The following is a 13,039-nucleotide window of genomic DNA, read 5'->3' as shown; positions in this document are numbered from 1 at the left end:
TTTAACGCTTTCGGGCATTCATGATTTCGTGCAACAAGTTGCACGCTACGATTCTGATTTTGTATTTCGCAAAACAAAAATTAACGCATAAATTGAAATCAAATTTATGCGTTAATTTTATCCTTGGGATTGTGCCCTAAAAAACACTTGGGATTTTCACCGCACTTTTCAGGCATAAGCAAGAAAGTGCGGTCATTTTTTGCGGCGTTTTTAGTTTGCGTATTGGGTAATCGCTTGAGTGATTTCTTGATCTTTGTAAATAGATTGAACCACTTCGTTAAGCGTTTCGCCGAGTACTTTCTGGATTTCTGCATTTCTTGCCGAGAAAGCACCGGAGTAGTTGCGAGTCGCATTAATATTTTTGCTGAATTGACCCTTCATGCCTTGAACATGGATAGCGAGTTGAATTTTGCTATCAATATCGTAACGTAGATTGCCTTGGTTGACTTTCGCAAAGAACTCTTGCACATCTACAGTGACAGCAGCATTAGAATTATTCGCCATGCCGATACGAAAACCTTTGCTAACCAGATCTTGTTGTGCCACTTGTTGGAATAATTCGGTAACACTTGGCGTTGCGGATAACTTGACGAGTTTACCATCGGCAACATAACTGGAAATTTCAGGCGCTTGGCGCATATCGCGAGTGGTAACGTAAACAACCGTAGATTGATTCACATTCATGGTGGCTTGTGGTGATGGCGGTGTAAAGCTCAAGGTGCTGGGTTCGCTTTGGCAACCGGTTAATACCGCACTGGAAAGCAGAACAGAGCCGAGAATAACGGTTTTCAGATTAAATTTCATAATATCCTCATCAGTTTGATTAATTTGCGCTATTCTTACAAAGTTACAAGTAATTGTATAGTCTCCTCATTTAATAAATCCTTTAAGGAAGAAGTATGTCAAAACAACAAGCATTAGAACAACGATTATGTCAGGAATTTCAACCGCACTTTATTACGGTTGAAAACGAAAGTCATATGCACAGCTCCGGGCGTGGTGCAGATTCGCATTTTAAAATCGTATTAGTTAGTGACGCCTTTGAAGGGCAGAGTAAAGTCGCACGCCATCGTAAAATCTATCAATTCCTCTCACAAGATTTACAAAATGGCATCCATGCCTTGGCATTGCATCTTTATACTCAGCAAGAGTGGGATGAATTAGGGCAGCAGTTCCCGAAATCTCCTCGTTGTGCCGGTGTCGGGCTATAGTTCCTTACCTCTTTGTTATTACGCAATAAAATAAAAAATTGATTTTTTGCAAGTTATGTGCAGTTTTTCTTGGAAAATCGAGAAAGAGCCACGTTTCAAAGTGGCATGAACGTTATTATTTGGTTAAAATAAGGCATTTATTTTTAGCAATATTTTAACGTTTTGTCATGGGTGTTGCGTACCTTTGACAAATGAATAGCAGAATTTGAGTTTTATTTTTACCGGTTGAAGAGTGATTATTTGGTGTAGAGGTATCTTGTTGTTTCTTCTTTAATCATTTCAACAACCATCACTCAAGACGAGGTAATAACCTCAGGGTTATTGCTGTATTTTTAATCTAACAAAAGTAGTGCAAACAATATGATTACGATTAAAAAAGGCTTGGATCTTCCTATTGCAGGAAAACCGGAGCAGGTAATCCATAACGGGAATACCGTTACTGAAGTTGCTTTGCTGGGTGAAGAGTATGTGGGAATGCGCCCTTCGATGAAGGTTCGCGAAGGTGATGTAGTGAAAAAAGGTCAGGTGCTTTTTGAAGACAAAAAGAATCCTGGTGTGATTTTCACCGCACCGGCGAGTGGCACGATCACCGCGATTCATCGTGGCGAGAAACGTGTATTACAGTCTGTGGTAATTAAAGTGGAAGGCAATGAAGCGCTTTCTTTCGATAAATACGAGACAGCTGAACTGAACACGTTAAGTGCAGAGCAAGTGCGTAAAAATTTACAGGAATCCGGTTTATGGACAGCGTTCCGTACCCGTCCATTCAGCAAAGTTCCGGCGATTGATAGCGTGCCTTCATCCATTTTCGTTAATGCGATGGACACCAATCCCCTCGCGGCAGATCCTGCGGTTATTATTTCTGCGTCCGAAAATGATTTCGTCAATGGCTTAACCGTGTTAAGTCGTTTACATGACGGCAACATTCACTTATGTAAAGCGCCTGATAATAAAATTCCGGCATCACATGCGAGTAATGTGGTGATTAATGAATTTGCAGGCCCTCACCCGGCGGGGTTAAGTGGTACTCATATTCACTTTATTGATCCTGTGGGAATCAATAAAACCGTTTGGTATATCAACTATCAAGATGTGATTGCTATCGGTAAATTATTTACCACTGGTGAGCTCAATGTAGAACGTGTGATTTCTCTTGCAGGACCACAAGTCAAATCGCCACGTTTAGTGCGTACAGTCATCGGTGCGAACCTCTCTCAATTAACCGCAGGTGAATTAAAAGACGGTAATAATCGCGTGATTTCCGGTTCAGTGCTTTGCGGTCAAACGGCAAAAGGTGTGCATGATTATTTAGGTCGTTATGCATTACAAGTGTCTGTCATTGCAGAAGGTAATGAGAAAGAGTTCTTCGGTTGGATTACACCACAACCGAATAAATATTCGATTACCCGTACAGTGCTTGGTCACTTTGGCAAGAAATTATTTAACTTCACTACCGCAGAAAATGGTGGTGAACGTGCAATGGTACCAATCGGTAGCTATGAGCGTGTGATGCCGTTGGATATTTTACCGACATTATTATTACGTGATTTAATCGTGGGCGATACTGATGGCGCACAAGCGTTAGGTTGTCTTGAATTAGACGAAGAAGACTTGGCGTTATGTTCTTTCGTTTGCCCGGGCAAATATGAATACGGTTCAATCTTGCGTCAAGTACTAGATAAGATTGAGAAGGAAGGTTAAAAATGGGTTTGAAAAATCTTTTTGAAAAAATGGAACCCGCGTTTTTACCAGGCGGTAAATACAGCAAGCTTTATCCGATCTTTGAATCGATTTATACCTTGCTTTATACACCGGGTACGGTAACGCACAAAAACACACACGTTCGTGATGCGTTAGACTCAAAACGTATGATGATTACGGTTTTCCTCGCATTGTTTCCGGCGATTTTCTACGGTATGTACAATGTGGGTAACCAAGCAATCCCTGCCTTAAATCAATTAGGCAATTTAGAACAATTAATTGCGAGTGATTGGCACTATGCCCTTGCAAGTTCATTAGGTTTAGATTTAACCAATAATGCAACTTGGGGCTCTAAAATGGCGTTAGGGGCGATTTTCTTCTTACCAATTTACTTAGTGGTGTTTACCGTATGTACGATGTGGGAATTGTTATTCTCGGTTGTGCGTGGTCACGAAGTGAATGAAGGGATGTTCGTTTCTACGATTCTGTTTGCCTTAATCGTTCCGCCAACATTGCCATTATGGCAAGCGGCACTCGGTATTACCTTTGGTATCGTAGTAGCAAAAGAAATCTTCGGTGGTGTCGGTCGTAACTTTATGAACCCTGCGCTTGCTGGTCGTGCATTCTTATTCTTCGCTTATCCGGCACAAATTTCCGGTGACTTAGTATGGACTGCTGCAGATGGTTTCTCAGGCGCAACCGCACTTTCACAATGGTCACAAGGTGGTCAAGCCGCATTGCAACATACGGTAACCGGCGAACCAATTACTTGGATGGATGCGTTCATTGGTAATATTCCCGGTTCAATGGGTGAGGTTTCAACGCTCGCATTGTTAATTGGTGGTGCAGTGATCGTGTTTACCCGCATCGCCTCTTGGCGCATTATGGCGGGTGTGATGATCGGTATGATCGGTACTGCAACCCTCTTTAACCTTATCGGTTCTGATTCTAACCCAATGTTCTCTATGCCTTGGCATTGGCACTTCGTATTAGGTGGTTTTGCACTTGGTATGATCTTCATGGCAACTGACCCTGTTTCTGCTTCATTTACAAATACCGGTAAATGGTGGTACGGTGCGTTAATTGGTGTGATGGCAGTATTAATTCGTACAGTGAACCCGGCTTATCCGGAAGGGATGATGTTAGCGATTTTATTTGCAAACTTGTTTGCACCAATTTTCGACTACATCGTGGTTCAAGCAAATATCAAACGTCGGAGAGCAAGAACAAATGGCTAAATTTAATAAAGATAGCGTTGGCGGTACAGTTACCGTTGTTGTATTGCTAAGTTTGGTGTGTTCTATTGTGGTTTCCGGTGCCGCAGTGGCATTGAAATCAAAACAAGATGAACAAAAAGCACTTGACGTTCAGCGTAATATTTTAACGGTTGCCGGCCTAATGAAAGAAGATAATGCTTCCGTCATTAAAGACACTTATAACAAGTTTATTGAACCTCGTTTAGTGGATTTGCAAAGCGGTGATTTTGTTCAAGCCTCAAAAGAGGATGTGGAAAAGTTTGATCCAAAAACAGCGGTAAAATCGACCGCACTTAGCCAAGCCATTCCTGCTGAACAAGATAAAGCCGGGATTAAAGTGCGTGCAAATCAGGCGCGTGTTTACCTTGTGAAAGATGAACAAGGCAATGTCAGCCAAGTGGTATTACCAATGTATGGTCGTGGTTTATGGTCAACAATGTACGGTTTCGTTGCAGTTGCCCCAGATGCCAATACCATCAAAGGCATTACTTACTATGACCAAGGTGAAACAGCCGGTCTTGGTGGTGAAATCGCCAATCCGCGTTGGCAAGCACTTTTCGTAGATAAAAAACTGTTTGATGATAATCAACGTGTGGCTATTCGTGTTGCTAAAAATGCGTCTTCTAACAAAGAACACGGCGTTGATGCCTTATCAGGTGCAACCTTAACCTCAAATGGTGTGCAAGGTTCCTTTGATTATTGGTTTAGTCAAAATGGTTTTGGTCCATTCTTAGCAAAATTTAAAGCGGGGGCAAGATAATGGCTGATGCAAAAAGCAATTTAAAATCACTTTTGCTTAATCCGATCGTAAAAAATAACCCGATTGCGCTGCAAATTTTGGGTATTTGTTCTGCGTTAGCGGTAACAACTCAATTACAAACCGCAATCGTTATGGCAATTGCGGTAAGTTTAGTAACCGGTTTTTCCAGTATGTTTATTTCAATGATTCGCCAGTACATTCCAAATAGTATTCGTATCATTGTACAACTGGCAATTATCGCGTCTTTGGTAATTTTGGTTGACCAAGTATTGAAAGCTTTTGCTTATGGTTTATCGAAACAGCTCTCAGTATTCGTGGGATTGATTATTACCAACTGTATCGTAATGGGTCGTGCAGAAGCTTTTGCGATGAAATCTCGTCCGCTTGAGAGCTTTGTTGACGGTATCGGTAACGGTTTAGGTTACGGTGCAATTTTATTAATTGTTGCAACGTTACGCGAGTTAATTGGTTCCGGTCGTTTACTTGGTTTCCCAGTATTCCAAACCATTCAAGACGGTGGTTGGTATCAACCGAACGGCTTGTTCCTTCTTGCACCAAGTGCGTTCTTTATTATCGGCTTCATCATTTGGGGCTTAAGAACGTGGAAACCTGAGCAACAGGAGAAATAATCAATGGAACATTATATTAGCCTATTTGTGAAGGCGATCTTCATTGAAAATATGGCGCTTTCTTTCTTCTTAGGAATGTGTACTTTCCTTGCCGTATCGAAAAAAGTGTCAACAGCATTCGGCTTAGGGGTTGCGGTCACCGTTGTGCTTGGCATTTCTGTACCGGCGAACCAATTTGTGTTTGAACACGTGTTAAAAGATGGGGCTTTAGTTGAAGGCGTAGATTTATCCTTCTTAAGCTTTATTACGTTTATCGGGATTATCGCGGGTATCGTTCAAATTCTTGAAATGACGCTCGATAAATTCTTCCCGGCACTTTATAACGCATTGGGGATTTTCCTTCCGCTTATTGCTGTAAACTGTGCGATCTTCGGTGGCGTATCCTTTGCGATTCAACGTGAATATACCTTCGCAGAATCTGCCGTGTACGGTATTGGTGCAGGCTTGGGGTGGATGTTGGCAATCGTTGCGTTAGCCGGTTTAACTGAGAAAATGAAATATGCAGATGTGCCGGCCGGTTTGAAAGGTTTAGGGATTACCTTTATCTCAGCGGGCTTAATGGCGCTTGGCTTTATGTCATTTTCCGGTATTCAGTTATAAGGAGGGCGTAAATGAGCGAAACAACAATTCTTGTACTCGGTGTTGCAGCCTTTACCGCGATCGTTTTAGTGCTTGTCGCCATTATTCTATTTGCCAAATCTAAATTGGTCGATTCCGGCGACATTACCATTCAAATTAATAATGATCCCAATAAAGCCATTACGTTACCAGCCGGTGGCAAATTGCTTGGTGCGCTTGCCAGCAAAGGGATCTTTGTGTCATCAGCTTGTGGCGGTGGCGGTTCCTGTGGTCAATGTGTGGTAAAAGTGAAAAGCGGTGGCGGTGAAATTTTACCGACAGAGTTATCTCACATCACCAAACGTGAAGCGAAAGAAGGCTATCGTCTTTCTTGCCAAGTGAACGTGAAAGGCAATATGGACATTGAATTGCCGGAAGAAATCTTTGGTGTGAAAAAATGGGAATGTACTGTTATTTCTAATGATAACAAAGCCACCTTTATCAAAGAGCTGAAATTAGCGATTCCTGAGGGTGAAGAAGTACCATTCCGTGCTGGTGGTTATATCCAAATCGAAGCCGATCCACATACGGTTTACTATAAAGATTTCGATATTCCGAAAGAATACCACGAAGATTGGGACAAATACGATTTATGGCGTTATGTGTCTAAAGTGGATGAGCATATTATCCGCGCTTACTCCATGGCATCTTATCCGGAAGAAAAAGGCATTATTATGTTGAACGTGCGTATTGCGACGCCTCCGCCACGTCAACCGGATGCGCCTCCGGGACAAATGTCTTCTTACATTTGGTCATTAAAACCGGGTGATAAAGTGACCATTTCCGGTCCGTTTGGTGAATTCTTTGCGAAAGAAACCGACAACGAAATGGTCTTTATTGGTGGTGGTGCAGGTATGGCGCCAATGCGTTCCCATATCTTCGACCAATTAAAACGTTTACATTCTAAACGTAAAATGTCTTTCTGGTATGGTGCCCGTTCTAAACGTGAAATGTTCTATGTAGAAGATTTTGATCAGCTTCAAGCAGAAAACCCGAACTTTACATGGCACGTAGCATTATCAGATCCGTTACCGGAAGATAACTGGACAGGTTACACCGGCTTTATTCACAACGTACTTTATGAAAACTACTTGAAAAATCATGAAGCGCCAGAAGATTGTGAATACTATATGTGTGGACCTCCGGTCATGAATGCGGCGGTAATCAAAATGTTGAAAGACCTCGGTGTTGAAGATGAAAACATCTTATTAGATGACTTCGGTGGTTAATCTATAATAGAGAGAAAACTATCTCAAAACTGACCGCACTTGAGCATCATGCTTTCTATGATCAGTTTAAACACAATAAGCCCTGTATTTTGCAGGGCTTATTTTTTGTCTAAACGAATGCTTTATTTAATTTTTATTATAGCCAGCCAAAGTCTGGCTATGAAAACCATACGCTATGTGTATGGAGCTAAATAGCTTAAGCGATGAACAGAAAAAATCCTCGCTATACAGTGAACAAGGCGACAACCCAAATTCAGCATATAGGAAGATTATTTACCCCTCGTAGCGTGCAACTTGTTGCACGAATGATTAAAACATTAACTTCGATGCACAATTCATGATTTTGTGCGTAGCGTGCAACTTGTTGCACGCATGATTAAAACATGAACTTTGATGCGCAATTCACGATTTTGTGCGTAGCGTGCATCTTGATGCACGACCAAATTACACACGGAACGTTATTTAACGCTTTCGGGCATTCACGATTTCGTGCAACAAGTTGCACGCCACAATTCACTAAAATAGGGATATGAAAATAGACATTTCCGAGTGAAAGGATTTTTTGTCAGCATCGTGGGCTTAAATACAAAAGTTGTGGAGGACTATATAAGGAATCAAGAAAAAGAAGACATGGTTCAAGATAATTTATCAACGAAAGAGCATATTGACCCTTTTAAGGGATATGCAAGGAAGTCATTAGACACGCCTGTCAGTTTTCACAAGCCCTTTGAGGAGCTTATGAAGTATAGACCCTTATAGGGGAGCTTAAAAACCGCACGTTTTATGTGTGGGTTGTTATTTAGATGAATCTCAATAAAATTATTAAATAATTAGATATTATCTATATTATTCTATCTTTTATTCTAAATTTTTTCTGTTTTTGATGGTTGTTTTGGAAAAATAAGAAGAGTTGTTGCATAGTGATTCCGATTAATAAAAACAATATATGCAAACATCATCAACAGGAGATTTTTTATGTCTAACGCAGTCGCTTCCTTAGAAGCCTTCTTAGCCAAAGTCGAACAACGTGACGGAAACCAACCGGAATTTTTACAAGCGATACGCGAAGTATTCACGTCTATTTGGTCATTCCTTGAGAAAAACCCGAAATACCGCTCTGAAGCCTTATTAGAACGTTTAGTTGAACCGGAACGCATCATTCAATTCCGCGTAGCATGGACGGATGACAAAGGCCAAGTGCAAGTCAACCGCGCTTTCCGCATTCAATTTAACAGCGCTATCGGTCCTTTCAAAGGTGGAATGCGTTTTCACCCGTCCGTCAACCAATCCATTTTAAAATTCTTAGGTTTTGAACAAATCTTCAAAAATGCTTTAACCACATTGCCAATGGGCGGCGCCAAAGGCGGTTCAGACTTCGATCCGAAAGGCAAAAGCGATGCGGAAGTCATGCGCTTCTGCCAAGCCTTGATGACAGAACTTTATCGCCACATTGGTCCGGACACCGACGTGCCGGCAGGCGATATCGGCGTGGGCGCGCGTGAAGTGGGTTATTTAACCGGCATGATGAAAAAACTCTCCAATCAAACCGGCTGTGTGTTTACCGGCAAAGGCTTGAGCTTCGGCGGCAGCTTAATTCGTCCGGAAGCCACCGGCTATGGTTTGGTTTATTTCGTCCAAGCTATGCTGGCAGAAAAAGGTCAAGATTTGAAAGGCAAAACCGTCGCGGTTTCCGGCTCCGGCAACGTGGCACAATATGCCATTGAAAAAGCGATGGCGCTTGGCGCAAAAGTCATTAGCTGTTCCGACTCATCGGGTACCGTTGTGGATGAAGAAGGTTTCACGGCTGAAAAATTAGCCGCTTTAATGGACATCAAAAATGTCAAACGGGGGCGGGTAAAAGATTACGCTGATCTCTTTGGCTTGAAATATGTCGCCGGTGCTCGGCCGTGGCATTTAAAAGTCGATATTGCGCTCCCATGTGCGACCCAAAACGAATTAGAATTAGCCGATGCCCAAATCCTTATCGCCAATGGCGTACAAGTGGTGGCGGAGGGTGCCAATATGCCAACGACCATTGAAGCCACCAATGCCTTTATTGACGCCGGCGTACTCTTCGGACCGGGCAAAGCAGCAAACGCAGGTGGCGTTGCCACTTCCGGTTTGGAAATGTCGCAAAACGCACAACGTCTAAGTTGGACAAGAGAAGAGGTGGATGCAAAATTACACCGCATTATGTTAGACATTCATGCTAACTGTAAAAAATACGGCAGTGATGCACAAGGCAATATTAACTATGTCGTGGGTGCGAACGTCGCCGGTTTCGTTAAAGTGGCTGATGCCATGTTGGCGCAAGGCGTGTATTAATTTTTCAAAATTTCGCTTGCGATGTTAAAGAAAAGTGCGGTGGATTTTTAAAACGTTTTACTCCACCGCACTTTTTTATTTTGAGCTTTGCGCTTATTTCATCGCAATCATGGAACCGAAGTTAAAGCATTGGAACCAAAGCTCCACATGAGAAAAGCCGACATTTTTTAATCGCGCTTTATGGGTTTCAATGCTGTCTGTGCGCATCACATTTTCAAGTGCGGTGCGTTTTTGGCTCACTTCTAATTCACTGTAACCGTTGGCGCGTTTAAATTGATGGTGAAGATCAATCAGCAATTCATTGGTTTGTTCGTCCTCAAAGCGGAATTTTTCTGACAGCACCAATACGCCGTTTGGATTTAATCCTTGATGAATTTTTTCCAACAACGCCACGCGATCTTGTGGCGGCAGAAATTGCAGGGTGAAATTCAAAATCACCATGGATGCATTTTGGATCTCAATGTGGCGAATGTCGTCACAGAGAATCTCTACCGGAATGTCGCTATGGTAGGCGGCAACATGTTGACGACAACGTTCCACCATCGGTTGGGAATTGTCCACCCCGATAATTTTCACATTCGGTTGGTTAATATGACGACGAGCGGAAAGGGTCGCCGCCCCACGGGAACAACCTAAATCATAAACGTTGCTGTTTGCCGTCACAAAACGTTCGGCAAGCATGCCGATAGCTGTGATGATGTTGGAATAGCCCGGCACAGAGCGTTGGATCATGTCAGGAAATACTTCCGCGACGCTTTCGTCAAAGGTAAAATCGCCCAATTTTTCAATGGGCGCAGAGAATAGGGTATCCTTCATATTTTTTGCGATGCAATGATTTGAAATAAAAAGTGCGGTTATTTTAGAGAAAGTTTTTAACGGCGCAAATAAATTTCGCTTTCCAATTCAAAAGCCCAGGCAATTTCCGTATAATCGGACGGTTAATTTCTCTTTAATGATTCAGAATATAATAAGGAATAAAAAATGATGCGTTCACATTATTGCGGTGCGTTAAACCGCGCAAATATCGGTCAAGAAGTGACATTAAGCGGTTGGGTTCATCGCCGCCGCGATTTAGGTGGGTTGATCTTTATTGATATGCGCGATCGTGACGGCATCGTGCAAGTGTGTTTCGACCCGAAATACCAAGACGCCTTGACCGCGGCTGCCGGTTTGCGTAACGAATTTTGTATTCAAATCAAAGGTGAAGTGATTGCTCGTCCGGACAACCAAATTAATAAAAACATGGCGACCGGTGAAGTGGAAGTCTTGGCAAAAGCATTGAAAATTTACAATGCCTCCGATGTGTTGCCGTTAGACTTCAACCAAAACAACACGGAAGAACAACGCTTAAAATACCGTTATTTGGATTTACGCCGTCCTGAAATGGCGCAACGTTTGAAAACACGTGCGAAAATCACCAGTTTTGTACGTCGTTTTATGGATGACAACGGTTTCTTAGATATTGAAACCCCAATGCTAACCAAAGCCACACCGGAAGGTGCGCGCGACTATTTAGTGCCAAGCCGTGTGCATAAAGGCAAATTCTATGCATTGCCACAATCACCACAGCTTTTCAAACAGTTGCTCATGATGTCCGGTTTTGATCGTTATTATCAAATTGTGAAATGTTTCCGTGATGAAGATTTGCGTGCGGATCGTCAACCGGAATTTACCCAAATCGATGTGGAAACCTCTTTCCTGACAGCGCCTGAAGTGCGTGAGATTATGGAACGTATGGTGCACGGTTTATGGCAAAACATCATTGGTGTGGATTTAGGCAAATTCCCTGTGATGACTTGGCACGAAGCGATGAATCGCTTTGGTTCCGACAAACCGGATTTGCGTAACCCACTTGAATTAGTCGATGTTGCAGACATCGTTAAAGAGGTGGATTTCAAAGTGTTCCAAGGTCCAGCCAATGATCCGAATGGTCGAGTGGCGGTCATTCGTGTACCAAATGGCAGCGAAATTACCCGTAAACAAATTGATGAATACACCCAATTTGTTGGTATCTACGGCGCGAAAGGTTTGGCTTGGGCGAAAGTGAATGATATCAATGCGGGCCTTGAAGGCGTTCAAAGCCCAATTGCGAAATTCTTAACTGAAGATGTATGGAAAGCGTTAGCTGAACGTGTAAAAGCACAAAACGGTGATATCTTGTTCTTCGGCGCAGACAAATGGCAAACCACCACAGATGCCATGGGCGCATTGCGTTTGAAACTGGGACGCGATCTCGGCTTAACCCGTTTAGACGAATGGCAACCGCTTTGGGTAATTGATTTCCCAATGTTTGAACGTGATGATGAAGGCAACTTGGCGGCAATGCACCACCCATTCACATCGCCACGTGATTTCACACCGGAACAATTGGAAGCTGATCCGACAAGTGCGGTCGCTAATGCTTACGATATGGTGATCAATGGTTACGAAGTAGGTGGCGGTTCTGTGCGTATTTTCGATCCGAAAATGCAACAAACTGTATTCCGTATTCTTGGCATTAACGAACAAGAACAACGCGAAAAATTTGGTTTCTTGTTGGATGCATTGAAATTCGGCACACCGCCACACGCAGGTTTAGCATTCGGTTTAGACCGTTTAACTATGCTCTTAACCGGAACCGAAAATATTCGTGATGTGATTGCATTCCCGAAAACGACGGCAGCGGCGTGCTTAATGACCGAAGCGCCAAGTTTTGCGAATCCACAGGCGTTAGCTGAGCTGAGTATTCAGGTGGTTAAAAATGCTTAACGGCTAATTTTGAATAAAAAGTGCGGTGTCTTTTTTGATTGAATTATGAAACAAAGAAGACCGATGAGCTATATTTTAGTCATGTTACTCATGACTGAAATATAGCTTTTTTATCACTTGAAATATCGTTATTTTTCAATAGCATAGATACTACTACTACTACTACGAATAAGAATTATAATAAATAATATGGATAATAAGCCTAAAATGGTTGTGGAATAATAAATTTCTCGTTAAAATTGTGCGAATTAAGTCACACTTTCATGTAAGATATGTTACACAATGTAAAATTTATGTAATAAAAATGTTAAGTAAATGACTTGCTTTAGGTTTCTTGCTATAATCGATTTGCAAAATCGTTTCAATACCAAAGCCAAAATAACTAGAATAAGATTAAACAATATGAAAAAGCCGCGTTCTATCCCGATTATTTGTTGGACTAATATCATTATTAATTATCTTATTGTATTAGGACTCACTTTGATTGTGCTTGCTCTTGGCGACTCCTTTATTCAGTCCAGCGCTCTGCTTTTTATGCCTTATTTAAATTTTGTCGTCATTT

The 13,039-nt window shown here is 42.1% G+C and carries 11 protein-coding genes and 1 pseudogene; 10 read left to right on the top strand and 2 right to left on the bottom strand.

Annotation, left to right across the window (positions count from 1 at the left end; all coding sequences use genetic code 11):
- Positions 1–210: 210 nt before the first annotated feature.
- A complete protein-coding gene (locus Q0203_RS05025) occupies positions 211–804 on the bottom strand; it encodes a YajG family lipoprotein (protein WP_209364434.1) in 594 nt (197 codons plus the stop codon).
- 95 nt (positions 805–899) lie between these two features.
- On the opposite strand from Q0203_RS05025, the gene Q0203_RS05020 reads away from it, so the two are divergent.
- From Q0203_RS05020 to gdhA, 9 genes and pseudogenes are all read left to right on the top strand, one after another.
- Positions 900–1,211: a BolA/IbaG family iron-sulfur metabolism protein gene (locus Q0203_RS05020; RefSeq protein ID WP_021616995.1), complete on the top strand. Its 312-nt coding sequence runs from the start codon at positions 900–902 to the stop codon at positions 1,209–1,211.
- A 360-nt stretch (positions 1,212–1,571) separates the two neighbouring features.
- Positions 1,572–2,912, top strand: a complete 1,341-nt coding sequence (locus Q0203_RS05015) for a Na(+)-translocating NADH-quinone reductase subunit A (RefSeq protein WP_297929984.1) — start codon at positions 1,572–1,574, stop codon at positions 2,910–2,912.
- Between the two features lie 2 nt (positions 2,913–2,914).
- Positions 2,915–4,150 carry an NADH:ubiquinone reductase (Na(+)-transporting) subunit B gene (locus Q0203_RS05010; protein ID WP_295973689.1) on the top strand — a complete coding sequence of 412 codons (1,236 nt, stop codon included), beginning with the start codon at positions 2,915–2,917 and terminating at the stop codon, positions 4,148–4,150.
- Positions 4,143–4,928: a Na(+)-translocating NADH-quinone reductase subunit C gene (locus Q0203_RS05005; protein ID WP_295973687.1), complete on the top strand. Its 786-nt coding sequence runs from the start codon at positions 4,143–4,145 to the stop codon at positions 4,926–4,928. The genes Q0203_RS05010 and Q0203_RS05005 overlap by 8 nt, the downstream gene beginning before the upstream one ends.
- Positions 4,928–5,557: an NADH:ubiquinone reductase (Na(+)-transporting) subunit D gene (locus Q0203_RS05000; protein WP_297929982.1), complete on the top strand. Its 630-nt coding sequence runs from the start codon at positions 4,928–4,930 to the stop codon at positions 5,555–5,557. Before Q0203_RS05005 ends, Q0203_RS05000 begins: the two co-directional genes overlap by 1 nt.
- 3 nt (positions 5,558–5,560) lie before the next feature.
- Positions 5,561–6,157, top strand: a complete 597-nt coding sequence (gene nqrE / locus Q0203_RS04995; RefSeq protein WP_005633378.1) for an NADH:ubiquinone reductase (Na(+)-transporting) subunit E — start codon at positions 5,561–5,563, stop codon at positions 6,155–6,157.
- An 11-nt stretch (positions 6,158–6,168) separates the two neighbouring features.
- The gene (gene nqrF, locus Q0203_RS04990; protein WP_209364440.1) at positions 6,169–7,404 is read left to right on the top strand and encodes an NADH:ubiquinone reductase (Na(+)-transporting) subunit F; all 1,236 of its coding nucleotides are present in this window, start codon (positions 6,169–6,171) and stop codon (positions 7,402–7,404) included.
- A 504-nt stretch (positions 7,405–7,908) separates the two neighbouring features.
- Positions 7,909–8,085: pseudogene (locus tag Q0203_RS04985) on the top strand (IS200/IS605 family transposase); the annotation flags it as partial.
- A gap of 294 nt (positions 8,086–8,379) precedes the next feature.
- Positions 8,380–9,729, top strand: coding sequence for an NADP-specific glutamate dehydrogenase (gene gdhA / locus Q0203_RS04980; protein WP_295975924.1), 1,350 nt, complete (start codon positions 8,380–8,382; stop codon positions 9,727–9,729).
- 93 nt (positions 9,730–9,822) lie between these two features.
- Here the strand turns inward: gdhA and cmoA are convergent, their stop codons facing one another.
- Positions 9,823–10,545: a carboxy-S-adenosyl-L-methionine synthase CmoA gene (gene cmoA / locus Q0203_RS04975; RefSeq protein ID WP_297929980.1), complete on the bottom strand. Its 723-nt coding sequence runs from the start codon at positions 10,543–10,545 to the stop codon at positions 9,823–9,825.
- A 165-nt stretch (positions 10,546–10,710) separates the two neighbouring features.
- Between cmoA and aspS the strand changes: the two genes are divergently transcribed.
- The gene (gene aspS, locus Q0203_RS04970; protein ID WP_297929978.1) at positions 10,711–12,477 is read left to right on the top strand and encodes an aspartate--tRNA ligase; all 1,767 of its coding nucleotides are present in this window, start codon (positions 10,711–10,713) and stop codon (positions 12,475–12,477) included.
- The last annotated feature ends 562 nt before the right edge of the window (positions 12,478–13,039 follow it).

Origin of the sequence: uncultured Aggregatibacter sp. (assembly GCF_938046485.1) — a bacterium.
Taxonomy (GTDB): Bacteria; Pseudomonadota; Gammaproteobacteria; order Enterobacterales; family Pasteurellaceae; genus Aggregatibacter.
This window is presented reverse-complemented; position numbering and strand designations above follow the sequence as displayed.